Below are 16,971 nucleotides of genomic sequence, written 5' to 3'. Positions count from 1 at the left end.
TTCGAACCGGGGGCTGTTGCTTATTTATCGTCGCGCTCCTGCTTCTCTCGGTACATCGCATGATCGGCAGCATCGAACAACTCCTGATAGTTCGTACCGTCGTGCGGATAGCGCGCCACCCCGATGCTCAGGGAAACCGATACACCCAAGTCCCTCGTAATGGCTTCGGCATGATCGCGCAACGCATGCCGTTTGGCGTCGACCACATCGGCTTCGTCGACATCGCGCACGAACGCCACGAACTCGTCCCCGCCGATACGCCCAACCGGATCGTCGCAACGGAACACGTCGAACAGAGCGCGGGCGATGGCGGCAAGCACCTGGTCGCCCACACGGTGCCCGTTGCGATCGTTGATCTGTTTGAAGTCATCGACGTCTATCATGAACAGCAGGCCGCGATCATGCGCGGCAAGCGATGCGGTTATCTTCTCTTCGGCCGTTACCTTGTTGAGCGCCTTCGTCAAACCGTCTATCTGCGATCGGCGTACCAACTGCTCCTCCAAGGCGCGCTGCTGCGTTATGTCGACCATCTTCCCCACTGCGGCGTAGGGCTCCTGCCCTTCGTACAGGTAGCGGCACTTGATGGAAAACCAGCGGTACTCGCCGGTCAGCGTGCATGCGCGCACGGTAGCCCGCCGAGCCTCGCCCGACGGTGCGGGGTGCTCGAGAATCTCCTCAACCAGCGAAACGTCCTCTTCGTGGAAATCGACGAGCGGGATTCCGCGCTCCAAATAGTGTTCGCGTCGTAGGCTGTCGAGTGAGAACACGCTGCGCGCGTTCGGGGTCAATTCCAAAACGTCATCGCCGTACGAGTACTCGAACAATACCGTATCCGAGAACTCCGCAAGCACGGCATAGCGTTCGGCCCCGCGGAGCGCGCGACGACGGAAGCGTCCTATGACCAGGGCAACCGCGACACAGGCTATGGTGCTGATGATGACGAGAACCGTTCCCGCCACTACCGTGTCGTGCAGGATGACCTGGGAATGCTCGGCTATCGTATTCTCCTCGGTAAAGTTCACGATAGTCCAATCGTTCTCATTGAGACGTACGGAAGTGAAGAAAGTCGTCTTGCCATCGCGCTTGCCAATAGCAAGGGTGGCCACATCGCTATCGTTCTCCACGTTCTCCTGCATCTTGCTCACGATAGCGTCCGCATACCCTTGGTTGCGCAACACCTCGTACAGGTTCAACCCGTCGTAGAGCTCCGACTTCTCGGAGTCGACGATAATGGTGCCATCGCCTTTCATGAGCACGGAACCCAGCAGCGTAACCGACGATTTGATCTGGGTCGTATCGATGAGACTATGAGCGTCGACGATACTGCGAAGCACGCCGACGACCACGCCCTCCTTTACCACCGGTTCGGCTATGCTGTAAAAGAATCCGTTAAGCCGATGAGACTTGCGCACGTCCGACACGACGCTCTCGCCGGCCTTGAGCCTTCTCAAGATCTCGAGGTCGCTCTCTTTCCGATTCGACTCGACAACGCCCTCTTCGAGCGAGGCGATGGATACGTAGGTCACACCGAAAGTCGCGCGTTCGTTCCATGAGTTAAGAAAATCGGTGAACACCTCGCCTTCAGGGTCGATATCGGTTGATTCTGCCAACGTCCGAATGGTGAGCACGGTATTGCGAATCTCGTCGATGGACGATTCGGACTCGATTTTCTGCGCCGTGGTGAAATCGTTCATACCTTCGGCCGACATCTTGTTGAACTCCTCGCCCAACGAGACCGAGTATGCGATGAACACGCCGTAGATGATAGCGCCCACGATGAGGATGGACGCGGCGAGGACGGCGAACGTGCGCGGCGACCCAAGCCGACGCCAGCGGCGCGGCCGATTTTCGTGCTTGGTTTCGGTTGGCTCGGCCATCAGGTCAGAATTCCTTGCTTTCACGCGAGCGCACGTGTTCGAGGGCATTCCCGAATTCGATAGCATGTTCTCGGCCAGGGCAAAAAACAAGGTTGACGCGCAAGTGCTTGCGTTCCGTTACACGAAAGCGCCCGCTTCTCTTATGGGGAAACGGGCGTTGAAGAAGGTTTGGCTGCACGATATCGGCGTTCGTGCCGCGCAGCGTATCCCGCGTCGACAGGGGAAGCGGAATAGCCACCGTCACCCTATTCGCCATCCGGCCCGCTTTGCGAGGAAGCCGAGTTGCAGCACGGCTAGTAGGACGGATCGTAATCGTCATACGACTCCTCATCGTAATATCCCGAGCTGCCCGTACCTGTAGAGCTGGCGCTGGAGTAGCCCGACGATCCTGACCCGCTGGTATAGCCCCTGGGACCCAAGCCGCTGACGCCCACGATGTTGCTCGGGTCGCCCCCCTCCTCTATCGTCTCCATCATCTGCTTCGTAGCAGTGGGATCGTTCAGCACGAACGACTGGCCGTCCACCATCTGATCCATGAACACGGTGGGTGCCATGGCCGAGTACACCGTCAGGTCTCCCTTGCCCTTGAACTGCTCGGCCAGCGAGATGATATCGGTAACGGACAAGTCCGTAGTCACGCACTTCGCCGCACCCTGAATAACGCCGGGAAGATCGGTGACGGGCATGTCGAGCACCTTGTTCACCAGAGCCATGATGAGCTTGCGCTGATTGGCCGTCCGCGTGAAGTCCCCGTCGACGAAGGCGCGGCTGCGCGCGAACACGAGTGCCTGCTCGCCGTTGAGATGCTGCAGGCCCTCCTCGATGATGATGCGCTGGCCATACGGGTTGTCCGTGGTGTTGTCGGCATCCGTGTCGTCGATGCGCTCCGTCACCTCCACGTCAACGCCACCCACCGCGTCGACCAATTGCACCATGTTCTCGAAGTTCACCTCAGCATAGTGGGAGATATCCACCCCGAGCAGCTGGCTGGCCTCGCGGATGGTGGACGACACGCCACCGTAGTTGTAGGCGGCATTGAACTTCGAGATACCCACGTTGTCGATGTCGATCATGGTGTCGCGCGGAATGGACACGATGCTGGCTTGGTTTCTCGTGGGATCGACGTACACGACAATGTTCGTGTCGGAACGCGCGCCGGCCTCGTCGCTTCCGGTACGCTCGTCCGAGCCCACGAGCATCATGTAGAACGGCTCGTCGAAGCTCTTCTTCGGAGCAAGCACGTCTTGGATGGCCTGCATCTCCTCGGAAGTCATATCGCCGACCAGCTCGTTGTTGATGGAGTTGACGTACAGGGCGAATGCGGTGCCGCAACCCACGACAGCTACGAGAACGGCAGCCAAAATGCCGATGGCCACCTTCTTGCCGCGGCTCATGCGACGGTTCGCGTTACGGGAGTACTGGGGATTGTTGCGAGAGTACTGGCTAGCGGCTGACTGGCGGGAATAGGCGGTGTTGGCGCTGCGCCCCTGGCTTCCGGGCGTGTAGGCTGAACGGTAGGCAGAGGAGCTGGCCTGCTGCGCACCGCGATTGCGAGAAAACTGCTCGGCGGTTCCACGAGAGGCGATACGGCCCGACTGGGCCGCCTTCGCCGAGCGCACAGCACGTGCTGACTGCGGTGCACGCGAGGAGCGGGCAGCCGGTCGGTTGGTGCGAGAGTTTCGTGACGCCATGTACTTCTCCTCAACAGCCTTGGCTCAACCGCTTGCAGGCGAAACGCAGAGCCGGCGGGCATGCGCGGCACCGCTTTCCCTCCGGCACCGGCCCCTTCACGATTCAACCCTATCGTTCGAGGTCGTATGCGCAAACCGCACAATATACCTTTACATTCTATCATCGATGGGCGAAACGCCATAAAAATGGCATGCTATAGGGACAAACGATACACAGCGGATCAAGCCATGCCCGCTTTTCCAATAATTCCCCAAATCGTATTCCAGCGGTTACGGTACCAGGCGCGAGAGCGGCTAGGCTTTCCCACATGGCGAACAACGTCGGACAGACCGCGAGCTCACAGCATGCAGCCTTGGACAACAGAAGCGAGACTTCCGTCATCCTCGGGCGCAATGTCACGCGCCTTCGCAAGCAAGCAAAGATCACAAAGCAGAAGTTCGCTCTCATGGTGGGCGTGGGACGCCCCTTCCTCAACCGCATAGAGAACGGCACAGCCGACCCGCGCCTGTCCGTCATCCTCCGCTTGGCCGATGCTCTGGAAACCACACCGCAAGAACTGCTCACCAATCCGGGCGAACCGCCAACGCAGAGTATGCCAAAACGCCACGCGCGCCTTGGCTGACCATTCCCTCTCCGGCTATCACCTCTTCGGCAACGGCTCCTTGCCCAAGCGTTCTTCGCCTTCCCGCCGCCTCCTCCTAAGCTGGAGGTAGGCCAACCCCGATCCCAGCGCAGCACCGGCGGTGTCTACGAGCCAATCCATCGGATCGCACATGCGCCCCGGCACGAACAGTTGATGAAACTCGTCGGACACGCCGTACAGGCTGGCGCAGGCCACCGCCACGAGGCAAGCACGGCGCAGGGGCATATGGCAGCGCAGGGCATTCGCCAGCAACGCCCCGAAAACCGCATACTCGCAGAAGTGGGCAGTCGACGAGACCACGTCCACCCCGGGTCCGAGCAGCTGCGCCTGCAGAGCTTTCAGATCCTGGAAGACGAGCGAGAACAATCCCAGATCGTCGTTCAAACCGGTATCCGTATTAGACGACATGAAGAAGATGAAGCCGGCGCAGAGCACCACGAGCACCCAGCTCGCCACGACAAACGCCGTCGATTTTCTAACCATAGCGGCAGTCCTCCCAAACAGTCCGAGACAGTGGGCGGCTATCCCAAAAGGTCGAGCAGCGCTCGCGGGTCGTCGATCACCAGGTCGGCCGACGCCGCGCGAAGGCGTTCAGCACCGTGATAACCCCACGTGACGGCCACAGCATAGGTGCCAGCGTTGCGAGACACGGCTATATCGCCCGTCGAGTCGCCCACGTAGGCGGTGCGCTCGGGCGTCGACCCCAGCTCCTCGATGGTACGCAGAAGTCCTGTCGGATCAGGTTTGCGAGGGGTATCGGCGCTCTCGCCGCGCGCCACGGCGAACAGGCCGGGCAGATAGGCCCCGACGACATCCTGGACGCCCGCGTCGAACTTGTTCGACAGCACGCCGAGCCGCGCGCCTCGGCGCTTGAGCTCGGCAACCGTCTCTGGAATGCCCGCATAGGCCTTGGTCAGGCGATACCCGTACTGCGGGTAGAGTTCTTTCCAACGGCTCATGGCTGCCTCGACAGCCTCCTCATCGGCATCCTGGGGAACGGCCTGGTACATGAGCGCCTTCACGCCGTTGCCCACATAGCTAAGGATCTCGGCGGACGTGCGCTCGGGAAAGCCGCACTCGCGCAACACGGCATTCGTGAGGACCACGAGGTCGGGTAGCGTGTCGAGCAGTGTGCCGTCGAGGTCGAACACGAAGGTGTTGAACCGGGGCGTCGTTGCGTCTATCATGAGCGCATCCTTTCGCCTTTAAACGAAAAATCCAAGCCGAAGCTTGGACCGTGGTATCGATGGAGCGGGTGACGGGACTCGAACCCGCGAATACAAGCTTGGGAAGCTTGGGCCTTACCACTTGGCGACACCCGCATGATGACAGATTATAGCGCAAATACTAGCAGCACGCAGACGGAAAATGTTTCACGTGAAACATCCATGGACGCGGGCCGGTCAGGCTACACCACGGCCCCCGAGCAGAAGCGCGGGGGCCGTGGTACGTCCAAGGATTTGGATGAGCCGGAGCTACTTCTTCGCGGCGCCGATACGGCAGATGGTGGTACCGCAGTCGGGGCATTTGCCCTTCGTGATGGGCTTGCCGTTCTTCGTCGTGCTCTCGACGGGGTCCTGCATGATCTTCTTGGCCTTGCACTTCACGCAATACGCTTCAATAGCCATGGCTTCCAAACACCTTTCTGTTCTTTGTTGAATCGGGCGCAGCGCCCGCGTGAGAACGCGCGAGATTCAAGAAATCTTACGAGCAACACACGGCCGCCATTATACGGTACCGCGATGCAGGCGCACCGGGGATGCCGGCCGCCTTTATATATTCTTCAACAACTCCATAACGAATTCCGCATTGTTGTTCAACGTCTCCTCGTCGATGTTCTCGAGAACATCGTCCCCTTGCGCGAAGAACGCCGGTTTCGCACCATCCATGCCGGCGAGGTGCATAGCTTGGAAGCCCTGCTTGATTGCAATTGAAGCCGCACTGTCCTCCCACATGATAGACGCGGCGCCAATTGACAGGCCGGTGGCCTGCGATGCCTTCTTCGTGTAGCGCTTCATGCGGGAGGAGGCCTTGGCCTTGCGATACATTCCTTCGCGCTCGATCATGCAGAGCTCGCCCGCACCCAACGCGTCGATATCGATGATGATGGAACCACGCAGATCCTGGTTGTGCTCGGCGAGGAACGCATGCATGCCGCCGTGCTGCGCCAGCTCGGAGCCCAACGCGACGAACCACACCTCGGTATTGATGTCGGGGTTGCGGAACTGGTATATCTCCTTGAGTTCGGGAGGTGTCGCCGGGTCGTCCGGATGGGCGGCCCGCAGGTCGTCCTCGGGGTTCAGCTCCTCGGGCGTCACGTCGTTGGCACGGCCCATGCGCAGGCGCGAGAATCCACCGCCGTTCCAGCGTCGACCGGCATCGGAGCGGAACGCGTCATCCTCGTACTCGTCCACATCGTCGAGCGAGAAATCGTCATCGGCAAAACCAGCGGCGGGAGAGGCGCTCGTGACGCCCGCGAACGTGTCCTCGGGGCTCTTCCCCACCAAGGGAGCCAGGTAAGAGTCCTCTTCCCCGTCGTCGACGTAGGCATCGTCCTCGTACGTCTCCTCGTAGTAGTCCGGGGCGGCACTTTGCTCTTCGCGGAAACTCTCCCAACCGCCGCGCGCTGCGCCGGCGGTACGGGCATCGAACGTTTCGTCTACTTCGAGCCATTCTTGAGGCGTGGGCTCCTCTTCTTCCTTGCGCTTGCGGAAACGCAGCTTGTCGAGGAAGCGATGCGCGCGCGACTTCGGCATTTCCACGTAACCGGTACCTGCGAAGGCACCCGTTTCGGTATACTCGCCCTCATAGGCGGAATCGTCGGCATCATCCACGTAGATGTCGTCGGGATCGACGTTCTCGAGCAACTCATCGCCTACCGGGGCGAACGCCCCGGTGGCGCCGGCCGGGACGAATGCGCCGGCTGTGCTGACGGCAGCCTCGTCGGGTCGCGCGATGGCACCGGACAACGAGGGAAGCGCTGCGCGCAGGTCGGGTCGCTGGGGAGCCGGCACCGCAGGAGCATCGCCGACTGCAGGGATGGCGGTATCCGATACGGGCTCGATGGACGGCAGCATGGTGAGAAGGCTCTTGGCCGCACTCTTGCCGGACGTCTCGGCCTCGGCGAGCGGGGCACGCTGCTTGGGCAGCTCGGTGATGGGCGTTAAGTTGGCAGCCGCCACGCCAATGTCGGGCAGGACGATGGGACGACGTTGCGAAGCAGGAGCAGCTTCGCCGCCTTCAGGGGACACAGGTACGGGTGCACCAGCAGGCTGCACCGAAGGGGCGCCCTGCGCCGACTGGAGCTCGATACGGCCGCTGTCGCCGATTGGCGCGGCGGTCACGTCGACGCGATTCGCGGTGCGGTTCACCTCGCCGCGCTCCTCGAGCTTCTCGGCCTGAGCCTTCGCCGGATCGAGGAACGAGGGCATGGGCACATCTCCCATGGGCGGCACGTCGCCAAGGCGCAGCTCGCTCACATCGATGGGCGGCATAGCGCACGTAGCACCCGTATCAGGGGCATCCGCACCATCATGAGATTTGAAGCGCACCTCCGGCATGGTCGCCGAAGCCTGCGCAGGAACCGTTTCGGGAGCGGCGCCGTCCATCGCGACGGCGACGGTGTTCGCGAAGGTTTCCGTTTGCCCGCCCGCCGGAGATTCATCCGAGCGATTTGCTTGCGGCGCTTTGACCTCCATGATGCCTTCGCGCATACTCTGCAGGCGCACCTCCATGTCGGACGGCGGCGTCGGAGGTTCCTCGGCGGGACCTTCCGCGTTGTCACCGAGGGCAGCATCAAGGGCATCGGCATAGCGTGAGCGGTGCACCTGCTTGTTGTCGACGGGTTTCTTAGCCTTCTCCTGAGCTTTCTTGAACCAATCAGGCACCCCGTCGCTGGAAACGGGCTCGGCAGCCGGTGCGGGAGCAGGCGGGAAGGATGTCGGGATACCCGCGGCAGCTGCTGCGGCTGCTTCGGCCCCGTTCAAAGCAGCAGCCTCTGCGTTCGCAAGCGCCGCCTGCACCGTCTCGGCAGGAATGGTGGTGAACGCCTCGCGGGTCTCGCCGCGCTGCGACTGGAAGTCCACGTCGGTCGGACTCGGCAGCGGGGGCTCCTTCACCTGGACAAGATTCTCGGCCAAGTCGGTGGACAGGCGTCCGCTTACCGGCTTGCCCGTGAGCGCGGCAACGGCGGCCTTAGCGGCCGCCAGGCGGGCGGCCTCGCTTTGGGGAGCAAGCTCGGGAGGTTTCACGTTGGAAGCCGCATAGACGATCTCCACTCCCTCGGGCACGAGGCCGGCTGCACGAGCAGCCTCCTCGCCATGGATGGCAGCCCCTTCGGCGCGCGCGGCCAGCTCGGCCTCGCTCACCCGCCCGCGGCCCACCCGACGCGCCACGTCAAGCAGCACGGAGACGCCTGAGGCGTTGCAGTTCGCCGCCTCGTTATAGGCCGCAAACTTGTGTGCAAGCGCTTCAAGAACCGGCAGCGCCACGAGTACGAGCACGATGGCCATGAGCACGTTGAGCACTATCTCGGTGGTGCCGGCAGCATGGAGGAAGAGCGTCGCCCGCAAAACAAGCAGCAACGGGACGGCCGCCATGGCGCCGAGGTTCACCCAACGGAGCACGGGCAGCGCCGAAAGGAAGGGCTGCTTCAACTCGGAGCGCACCTTGCCGCTGTCGTAACGAGCCACGAGAATGATCTTGCGGCGCCGCGAGCCGCCTGCCTCGGACGTGTAGCCGGGCTCGTATTTCGCAACGACATTCTGGCTGACCCCCCGCGCGAATGTCTTTGACAACACCGGTCGGTCGAGCACCTCGGCAACCAACAGCAACAAGGCGATCAGGGACACGATAAGAGCAGGGATAACCATGACGGAAAGGAACAGTGCCAGCACGGCCACGACCAAAGTGGCCCCACAGCAGATCGCGCGGGGGGCGTCGGCTCTTCCGGCACCGCTGAAATCCTCGATGACGGCCGACAGGCCAGCTTCCTTCTGCATCTGCTCGGTTATGTACAGCGCAGCCTGCTGCTCTTCTTCCGTTCCGGCAGGACGCGGGCCTATTTGCTGCGACAAATATGCAACGTGGTCTAGAATTTCCGGCATACCCTTTGCCTTTCGCTCACGAACTTGTGACATCCTGCTAGGCATATATGCCGTTAGTATACGCTATTTGCTGGTGGTTCCCAAATAATCACGAAGAAACGCATCCGCTGCTCCAGCTTGTGAACGAGCCGTTGAATACGTCTCGAAAAGCGTGCCGGTTGCCTGATCGTAGGCATCGAAAACCAGCTGCGCCACATCGTCGGGAAGGCCTGCGGCCAGCGTCGCGGCCTCGGCATCCGCACGGTTGTAGGCATCGTTCTGGGCGACGGCCTCCTCCTTGTTTTTTGCCAGGAACGCGTCATCGGACGCCAGCGCGTGGCCCATGGCCTCTATTCGCTTTGCCACGTAGTCGAGCGGGCCCGCCAGATCGACGTCTGCATACGCGGAGTCAAGCGCTTCGAGCGCCGCCTGGGCATCTGCGAAGGCTCCGACCGCCGCATTGGTCTTATCCTTGGAGGCCGTCACATGCTCTGCGGTGGTATCGGCCACCAAGGCGGCGGCATCGCGGGCGAGGGCATCGGCCTCGACGACCCTCTGCCATGCCTCCCTGACGGCGCGCGCCGCCTCGTCCGCCCGCTGCGCCTGCTCGACGATCTGCCGGCCGCTCTCGATCAGCGCGGTACGCGCACCTGTGGCCGCAACGGTCTGGTTCGCCGCCTCCTTGCCCTCGGACTCGCGCAGGTCAACCGACACGCGGCGCGCGGCAGCATCGGCCTCCTCAAGCTGTGCGAGCGCAGCGGGGAGCTTTGCGAGCACGCTGTCGGCTTGGGCCAAGGAGCCGGCATCGAGCGGATTCGCCACGATCCCGTCCAGTGCCACCACCGTCTCGTCAGCCTCCCTGATGAGATCGAGCGCCTCGTCGAGTTGGGCCACCTGATGCAAATGCCGTTGATGATCCTGGTAAAGATACCAACCGCCCGCGCCCGCAAGGCACAGACCCACCACTACCACGAGGGTAGCCGCCAACATGCGATGAAGGCGGCGCCGGGCCTTGCGGAGGGCTATCTCTTCCTCGGGAGAACGAACCTTCGAGGGAGCGGGCAGGGCAGGTGCGGCGGATCCTGCCGGCGCCGCGGAGCCGGCAGCGGCCGTCTTGCGCGGCGCTCCTGTTGGCACCGTAGTCGGACCCGCAACATCGGATTTGGGAGAGCCGACGTCTACCGTTCCCAAAGAAGAAGCAGGGGTCGGGTTCTCCGCCGAGGCGAATTCACCGCTCGAGAGCAGCAGACCGCGCTCTTTTGTGGGGGTGGCGATGCTCTTCTTCCGACGTAGCGGCAAGGTGAACAGAGACACATGACCGAACCGGGAAGGGCGCGCGGCGGCGTCCTTCCCGACGTCCCCCTCCAGCTCGTTTTTAGCGGCGTCGAGCACGCTGAACGATATCTCGTTCGACGTGCCCACGGTATGTCGCTTGATGTGGGCGGCCCGTCCCAGTTTGTCGTTTCGCTTGCCCATGCATCGGCTCCGCGAGAACCGCCGCCCGTCAGGCGGGCGACTCGTCGTCAGCGGCCGCTGCGAGCTCCGCCACGATCTCGGCACACGTGCACACCTTGATGGTGCGGCTGGGCAGCGAGTTCAGGAACGCCTTGCCGTAGCCCTTCGTCACCAGGCGCGTGTCCGCCAGGATGAGCACGCCGCGATCGTCCGCCTTGCGGATGAGGCGGCCGGCCGCCTGCTTCGTCTCCAGCACGGCCTGAGGCAGCACGTAACGCCTCCATGCCTGGTCGTCGCGTGCAGCACGCTCGCATGAGAGCGGGTCCGTGGGCTTCGCGAACGGCAGCTTCGGAATGACGACGCCCTTGAGCGTGGCGCCCGGTGCGTCGAATCCTTCCCAGAAGCTCTTGAGCGCGAACAGCGACAAGTGCTCGTCCGCGAGGAAATCGTCCCGCAGGCCTTTGACCGACACGCCCCACTTCTGGCACACGAGGCGCAGGTCGTCGGTCTTGATCGCCGGCTGCACCACATCGAAGCAACGTTCCATCTCGCGGCGGTTCGTGAACAGCGTGAGCATCGACCCCTGCTGCGCGCGGTGCACGTCCACGAGCAACCCCTGCAAACGCTCCAGGTAGGCAGGGTCGTTCGGTTCGGGCATGTCCGAGGCCACGTACACCGTCATATGCGCGTCGAAGTCGTAGCTCGAATCCAGCTTGCAAGCGCGGCAGTGCGACAGTTCGCCGGTGTTCAAGCCCAGGGCCGCCTCGAAGGCGTCGAATTTCTCGTCCACCGCCAGCGTGGCGCTGGCGAACACCACGGAATGGGTGCGGGCGTACAGCGTCTCGTTCATCGCTTCGCCCACATTGAGCAGCAGGGCCTCCAGCTTGTCGGTGGCCTTGTCGTTCTTGCGGCAGAGCGACGCCGCGTAGGCGTAGCCATCCGGCGCTTGCACGAGAATCAGCTCGACGGCCCTGATCTGGTCTTTCAATTCCATAGCGAGGGAGGCTATCTCACGCTGCACGTCGGCGGCGCCATCGACGTCCTCCAGGTATCCCACCAGTTCCTGGCACGGGGTGACGAGCTTCTCGGCCGCATCGGCCATCACGCGGCCGAGCGACGCCACGTAAGAGAACGTCTCGCTGCTCCTGATGTCGTCGTTGAGCCAAAGCTCCACGTAGTCGTAGGCCTTTCCGCGCTTGTTCGCATCGAAGAACAACAGGTCCTTCAAGTGGGAGGTGAACTCCCGGGCGGCTTCGCCGTAGACCTTGCCGGCGGCGCGCGCCTTGCTGGTGAGGGCGTAGAACAGCACAGCGCCCTCCCCTTTCTCCGGCGCGATCACACGGCGCTCGGCGCGCAGGAACACATTGCGCGACGCCTCGTCGGCAGATAAGCGCGTGGTCAGGCGCAGGATATCCTCGGCCGAAAGTGCCAGCGAGAAGGCGCGGCGAGCCTCGGCCTCGGCACCGTGAGCCTCGTCGACCACCCAGTAGCGGATCGGCGGCAGCAATCCCCCGTCGGCAGCCAGATCGCAGAACAGAAGGCTATGGTTCGTTACCACGATATCCGCGCTCTCGGCGCGGCGGCGGGCGCCGTGAACGAAACACGACGTGCCGAAATAGGGACACTTGCGTCGCAGGCAGTCGTGGCTCGTCGTGGTGATGGCGAAACGCGGAAGCAGGCGGTAATCGATCTTCAGGCCGTCCATGTCGTCGTACTCGGTCTGCTCGATGTACGAGAGCAGCGCGGCGAGCGCGGGAGCCTGCGACTGCTCCTTGCCGGCAACGAGGCGCGTGCCGGGCCCTTCGACGGTCAAGCGGTCGATCTTCCGCAGGCACGGGTAATGGGAGAATCCCTTGAGCGCGGCATAGGTGAGCCCTTCAGGGCTTTCACCAAGGGCATCAGCATTATCGCACGGAGCGTTTCCACCGGTGATACCCGCCTCCGCAAGCGCGGTGCCCAGCGCCGGCAGCTCATGGTAGACAAGCTGGTCGAGCAGGGCATTGGTCTTCGTCGCAATACCCACGGCAATATTGTTCTTGCGGGCCGTCAAGGCTGCCGGAACCAAATAGGCCATAGACTTTCCCACGCCCGTACCGGCCTCCACCATGAGGTTCTCGGAGGCGGCGAAGGCGGCGCGCACGGCCTCGGCCATCGCCAGTTGCTCGGCACGCGGCTCGAAGTTGCGATAGAGGCCTCCCACCAACCCTTCGGCGGCGAAGGCGGTGGTGATCTCCTCGTCAGAAGGGAATGCCAGATCGCGGAGGGGATCGGCTGCTATGGCATCGGCATCCGTCTTCGGCTTGCGGTCGAACTTCGCCACACGCTCACGGCGCAGGGCGCGCAGCGAGAAGCGCTGACGTGCTGCCTCGGATTCTGGTTTTCCCAATTCTTTCGTTTGACCTGCGCATATGATATCATCATCGCCTCTTTTGCCGGCGAAATAATCGAACACGACCTGGGTCGGCCATTGCTCGGGCGTCGCCATGCGCGCTATCTCGCGCACGAGCGGCACGGGCATCGCTCCGACAGCCGCCAAGAGGATGCGGAAGATGGAGCAGGTGGCCTCGACATCGGCATCGGCCCGATGCGTCGAGAGCGGCGCGCCGAAGGCCTTCACCAAGTCGAGCAGGCGATGCGATTTCAAACGCGGAAGCGCGATGCGCGCAAGGTCGAGCGAATCGATCCACGTGTTCTCCAGCAGCGGATAACCACTGGGATGGCGGGTGGTGAACGTGCGGTCGAACTCGGCATTATGCGCGACTATTTTCGCATCTCCCACGAATTTTACCAGATCAGACAAGGCATCGGATGGAAGTGGCGCATCCGCCACGTCCTCGTCGTGGATATCGGTCAAATAGGCGACATCCTCCGGAATAGGCTTCCCCGGGTTCACGAACGTGATGAACCAGTCGACGATCCTCCCCTGCTCCATGCGGGCGGCGGCGATCTGCGTCAGCTCGTCGTGATTGAACGAGAAACCGGTCGTCTCGGTGTCGAGGACCACGATATTGCGATCAAGATCCCCATAATCGCTTTCAGCGGCGATTGCCGGCAGCGAAGCGTAACGCGCCTCGATAGCTGCAGGCGTCCCATCGCTTATAAAAGTTTGCAGGATACCATGCGCCTGCTCGCTGTGCTTTTCCATAACGATCAGCCTACCATCTCTCAACTGTTCGTACAAACCAAAACGCCCTTGCCCGGGTAAAAGCCCATCCAACATCAGAAATGTTTCACGTGAAACATTCATGGTACACTTCATCCTGCACCTGAACCGCTCGAGGGGATACCATGGAAACCACCTACACTGGATTTTACGCACGCTTCGATACACCATCCAAAAAGGACGCTGCGGTACTGCTTGGAGCCGACAATCTTGTCGGCGACCTTTTCGATGTGGAATTCGTCACCGAAGAAGGCACGGCCGTAGCCTGGATAGTAAACCGTTTCGGACACCGCGTCGCCTTCCTCGATGCGGATACAACGAGACGGCTCCGCGTACTTCACGCCCGCAATTGGATGATCAAGGCGCTGCTCTCTTTCGTCGCCTTCACGGACAGCCCGGAACCAGGCGAGTACTGGGGCGAGGTTGCCATTCTCTGCTTCTCACCAGAGCACGAGCAGGCTTTCACGACATTTGCAGGCAACGTCGCCCAGCGCTTGATGGAAGGAATCCGCCCCGAAGTCGACCTTGGCGAGCAGGGCATCAAACAGATACTTGATAGCAACGGCACTTGGTCACCTTCGAAAACGGTGCCTCTTCCAACCAAGAAGCCAGGAACGGTGATCATGAAGGGCCGACGCAAGATGTCGGAGAAGCTTATCGAGCAAGGACGCAAAGGTAACAAGGGCTGCTACATAGTTAGTTGGATATTCATACTCGCTGTAGTTGCGCTTGCCCTGTTCGGGCTGAAAACATGTGGAGTATTCTAACCCTCTCCAGATGTTTCACGTGAAACATCCTTGGTGCTTGCTTGAGAAATCGCCGATTGTTTCACGTGAAACAATCGGCGATCATTTTTATTTTGACTCTTCCCCTTAAGTCAATGTTTCACGTGAAACATTGACTTTATATCAGCCGACCCGCACTGATCATTTTTTCTCCAGTGCGAATTCAATCAGCATCGTACAAAGTTCGGGAAACGATATCCCATCAGCGCGGGCCGCGTCGGGGAGCAGCGAAGTACCCGTCATACCCGGGATGGTATTCGTCTCAAGTATCCACCACTTTCCCTCGTCATCCAGAATGAAGTCCGACCGAGACACGCCAGCACAAGCGAGGACCTTATGCGCTTTGACGGCCATTTCCTGGATCTGCTTCGTCGTTTCTTCCGAAAGAGGGGCCGGGCAAAGATGCTGCGAAGCGCCCGGCTTGTATTTTGCCTCGTAATCATAGAAGTCGTTTACTGGAACGATCTCGATAATCGGAAGAGCTCGCGGATCATCGTTGCCGATTACTGCCACGGTCAATTCTTTTCCTTTTATATAGCGCTCGATCAATATCTCGTTATCAAGCTCGCGAACTCTCTCAATCACCTCTTGAAGTGCTTTTCGCTCATCGACTATGAAAACACCCAAAGCGCTTCCCTCTGTGGCAGGTTTCACCACGCAGTGCTCTCCCAAGCTGTCTACAATCATATCGATGTCAGCAGGGTTAGCAGAACGCAATGTGACAGATGGGGGTGTTGGAATGCCGGCCGCTTGGTAAAAGACCTTTGATTTCACCTTATCCATGGCAAGGGCACTTGACCACACGCCCGAACCAATATAAGGAAGTCCAATCATCTCGAGCATTCCCTGCAACGTTCCATCTTCCCCGTATTTGCCGTGCAGACAGATGAATGCCACATCGAATCCGCCATCGATGAGCTTCTTCAGGTCCTCTTTGTCAGCAGGATCAAGTACCGTCACTTGAAAACCCGCCTCCGCCAAAGCCTGGTGTGCTCCCTCGCCCGACGCAAGCGATACTTCACGTTCACCGCTGATGCCGCCAACGAGCAGCGCAACATGGCAATGCTGGGGGTCAACGCATGCAACCATGAAACGAACCTTCTTTCGTTGAAGAACCAATAGCTTGCTGAGTATAGCAATGTTTCACGTGAAACATTTCAAACAACTATGATGAGATATAATGCGGCCATGATAAAACCCATCAAAACATATTCGCTCGAAGAACTTCAACAGCTGATGAAGGAACTCGGTCAACCGGCTTTTCGGGCAAAACAGCTTTACGAATGGCTCTACTTGCATAATGCGAGCAGCTATGACGAGATGACGAACCTTCCTCGAACTTTGCGTGAGCAACTTTCCATCGACTATCCCCTTTTCGTTTCCAATGTCGCGGATTCTCAAACTTCGCAAGATGGAACAACAAAGTATGTAATTTCTTACCATGACGGGGCACGGGTAGAGACAGTTGCCATACCTTCATCCGATGGCAGGCTCACCGTGTGCTGTTCAACGCAAGCTGGTTGTGCCATGGGATGTGCCTTCTGCGCTACGGGCAAAGAGGGCTTCACCCGCAATCTCTCGGCTGGAGAAATAGTCGAGCAGGTTTTGATCGCGCAGACGCGTATGGGAAAACGTGTATCCAATGTGGTGGCTATGGGACAAGGGGAGCCCTTCCTCAATTACGAGCAGACGCTAAGCGCCCTGCGTATTCTCAACGACGAGAGACTCCTCAATATCGGAGCGCGACACATCACGCTTTCCACCTGCGGTATCCTTTCTGGTATCGACCGCCTCGGCACCGAACCCGAACAGTTTACCCTTGCAGTGTCGCTTCATGCGGCAATTCAGCGTACGCGTGACAAGATCATGCCGGGCGTTGCAAACTATGAGCTAGGCAAGCTTAAAACGGCGCTCCTCAAATACCTCGAGCGTACGAATAGGCGCATCACCCTTGAGTATGCCATGATGAACAGCGTTAACGACAACGAAAACGACCTGAAAGCACTCATAGAGTTTTGCGAGGGATTGCTCTGCCATGTCAACCTTATTCCTTTGAACGAAATCGAAGAGTCAGAGTTTTCCCCAAGCAAGATCCAAACAATGAACCAATGGTACCTGTCCCTCAATAAGAGCGGCATAGAGACGACCATACGGCATTCGCGTGGAAGCGATATCGCTGGCGCATGCGGCCAACTGAAGAATGCTGTGAAACATCTCTAGGTGTTTCACGTGAAACATTCCAATCTCATCGCACAAAAAGAGCACCTCGGAA

Annotated in this window: 13 protein-coding genes and 1 tRNA gene; 3 read left to right on the top strand and 11 right to left on the bottom strand. The window is 60.4% G+C overall.

Annotated features, from left to right (window positions below; genetic code table 11):
* Positions 1–20: 20 nt before the first annotated feature.
* From BN3560_RS07180 to BN3560_RS07175, 3 genes are read right to left on the bottom strand one after another with little or no spacing between them, the layout of a single operon-like run.
* Entirely contained in the window at positions 21–1,877 is a 1,857-nt protein-coding gene (locus BN3560_RS07180; RefSeq protein WP_096227527.1) for a GGDEF domain-containing protein, read from the bottom strand.
* Between the two features lie 4 nt (positions 1,878–1,881).
* Positions 1,882–2,196, bottom strand: coding sequence for a hypothetical protein (locus BN3560_RS14345; protein ID WP_123649808.1), 315 nt, complete (start codon positions 2,194–2,196; stop codon positions 1,882–1,884).
* Positions 2,171–3,271, bottom strand: a complete 1,101-nt coding sequence (locus BN3560_RS07175) for an LCP family protein (RefSeq protein WP_096227526.1) — start codon at positions 3,269–3,271, stop codon at positions 2,171–2,173. The genes BN3560_RS14345 and BN3560_RS07175 overlap by 26 nt, the downstream gene beginning before the upstream one ends.
* 605 nt (positions 3,272–3,876) lie before the next feature.
* On the opposite strand from BN3560_RS07175, the gene BN3560_RS07170 reads away from it, so the two are divergent.
* The gene (locus tag BN3560_RS07170; protein WP_154269947.1) at positions 3,877–4,191 is read left to right on the top strand and encodes a helix-turn-helix domain-containing protein; all 315 of its coding nucleotides are present in this window, start codon (positions 3,877–3,879) and stop codon (positions 4,189–4,191) included.
* 18 nt (positions 4,192–4,209) lie between these two features.
* Here the strand turns inward: BN3560_RS07170 and BN3560_RS07165 are convergent, their stop codons facing one another.
* The 7 genes from BN3560_RS07165 to BN3560_RS07140 all read right to left on the bottom strand — a co-directional run bounded on the left by BN3560_RS07165 (position 4,210) and on the right by BN3560_RS07140 (position 13,896).
* Positions 4,210–4,695 (bottom strand): VanZ family protein, encoded by a 486-nt coding sequence (locus BN3560_RS07165; protein ID WP_096227525.1) that lies wholly within the window; start codon positions 4,693–4,695, stop codon positions 4,210–4,212.
* 38 nt (positions 4,696–4,733) lie between these two features.
* Entirely contained in the window at positions 4,734–5,399 is a 666-nt protein-coding gene (locus tag BN3560_RS07160; RefSeq protein ID WP_096227524.1) for an HAD family hydrolase, read from the bottom strand.
* 60 nt (positions 5,400–5,459) lie between these two features.
* Positions 5,460–5,534: transfer RNA gene (locus BN3560_RS07155), tRNA-Gly, on the bottom strand.
* 153 nt (positions 5,535–5,687) lie between these two features.
* Entirely contained in the window at positions 5,688–5,840 is a 153-nt protein-coding gene (locus BN3560_RS14475) for a DUF5679 domain-containing protein (protein ID WP_166521699.1), read from the bottom strand.
* Between the two features lie 144 nt (positions 5,841–5,984).
* A complete protein-coding gene (locus BN3560_RS07150) occupies positions 5,985–9,317 on the bottom strand; it encodes an aminopeptidase (protein WP_227115347.1) in 3,333 nt (1,110 codons plus the stop codon).
* A 63-nt stretch (positions 9,318–9,380) separates the two neighbouring features.
* Positions 9,381–10,772: a hypothetical protein gene (locus BN3560_RS07145; RefSeq protein ID WP_096227523.1), complete on the bottom strand. Its 1,392-nt coding sequence runs from the start codon at positions 10,770–10,772 to the stop codon at positions 9,381–9,383.
* Positions 10,773–10,800: 28 nt separating this feature from the next.
* A complete protein-coding gene (locus BN3560_RS07140) occupies positions 10,801–13,896 on the bottom strand; it encodes a helicase C-terminal domain-containing protein (protein WP_096227522.1) in 3,096 nt (1,031 codons plus the stop codon).
* Between the two features lie 143 nt (positions 13,897–14,039).
* On the opposite strand from BN3560_RS07140, the gene BN3560_RS07135 reads away from it, so the two are divergent.
* Positions 14,040–14,681 (top strand): hypothetical protein, encoded by a 642-nt coding sequence (locus tag BN3560_RS07135; RefSeq protein ID WP_096227521.1) that lies wholly within the window; start codon positions 14,040–14,042, stop codon positions 14,679–14,681.
* Positions 14,682–14,840: 159 nt separating this feature from the next.
* Here the strand turns inward: BN3560_RS07135 and BN3560_RS07130 are convergent, their stop codons facing one another.
* Positions 14,841–15,788 carry a D-alanine--D-alanine ligase family protein gene (locus tag BN3560_RS07130; RefSeq protein WP_096227520.1) on the bottom strand — a complete coding sequence of 316 codons (948 nt, stop codon included), beginning with the start codon at positions 15,786–15,788 and terminating at the stop codon, positions 14,841–14,843.
* A gap of 99 nt (positions 15,789–15,887) precedes the next feature.
* Here BN3560_RS07130 and rlmN point away from each other — a divergent pair, with 99 nt between their 5' ends.
* Complete coding sequence (rlmN, locus tag BN3560_RS07125) at positions 15,888–16,919, top strand: dual-specificity RNA methyltransferase RlmN (RefSeq protein ID WP_227115348.1); 1,032 nt, start codon at positions 15,888–15,890, stop codon at positions 16,917–16,919.
* Positions 16,920–16,971 lie beyond the last annotated feature (52 nt).

The sequence above is a fragment of the Gordonibacter urolithinfaciens genome, assembly GCF_900199375.1.
Taxonomy (GTDB): Bacteria; Actinomycetota; Coriobacteriia; order Coriobacteriales; family Eggerthellaceae; genus Gordonibacter; species Gordonibacter urolithinfaciens.
Note: the sequence above shows the minus strand (reverse complement) of the source record. Positions and strands in the feature narration are given on the sequence as shown.

Bases quoted from the DNA above. Each gene is read 5' to 3' on its own strand.
- BN3560_RS07135 (WP_096227521.1), top strand. From the start codon at position 14,040: ATGGAAACCACCTACACTGGATTTTACGCACGCTTCGATACACCATCC.
- BN3560_RS07145 (WP_096227523.1), bottom strand. From the start codon at position 10,772: ATGGGCAAGCGAAACGACAAACTGGGACGGGCCGCCCACATCAAGCGA.
- BN3560_RS07130 (WP_096227520.1), bottom strand. From the start codon at position 15,788: ATGGTTGCATGCGTTGACCCCCAGCATTGCCATGTTGCGCTGCTCGTT.
- BN3560_RS07165 (WP_096227525.1), bottom strand. From the start codon at position 4,695: ATGGTTAGAAAATCGACGGCGTTTGTCGTGGCGAGCTGGGTGCTCGTG.
- rlmN (WP_227115348.1), top strand. From the start codon at position 15,888: ATGATAAAACCCATCAAAACATATTCGCTCGAAGAACTTCAACAGCTG.
- BN3560_RS14345 (WP_123649808.1), bottom strand. From the start codon at position 2,196: ATGACGATTACGATCCGTCCTACTAGCCGTGCTGCAACTCGGCTTCCT.
- BN3560_RS14475 (WP_166521699.1), bottom strand. From the start codon at position 5,840: ATGGCTATTGAAGCGTATTGCGTGAAGTGCAAGGCCAAGAAGATCATG.
- BN3560_RS07160 (WP_096227524.1), bottom strand. From the start codon at position 5,399: ATGATAGACGCAACGACGCCCCGGTTCAACACCTTCGTGTTCGACCTC.
- BN3560_RS07175 (WP_096227526.1), bottom strand. From the start codon at position 3,271: ATGAGCCGCGGCAAGAAGGTGGCCATCGGCATTTTGGCTGCCGTTCTC.
- BN3560_RS07170 (WP_154269947.1), top strand. From the start codon at position 3,877: ATGGCGAACAACGTCGGACAGACCGCGAGCTCACAGCATGCAGCCTTG.
- BN3560_RS07150 (WP_227115347.1), bottom strand. From the start codon at position 9,317: ATGCCGGAAATTCTAGACCACGTTGCATATTTGTCGCAGCAAATAGGC.
- BN3560_RS07180 (WP_096227527.1), bottom strand. From the start codon at position 1,877: ATGGCCGAGCCAACCGAAACCAAGCACGAAAATCGGCCGCGCCGCTGG.
- BN3560_RS07140 (WP_096227522.1), bottom strand. From the start codon at position 13,896: ATGGAAAAGCACAGCGAGCAGGCGCATGGTATCCTGCAAACTTTTATA.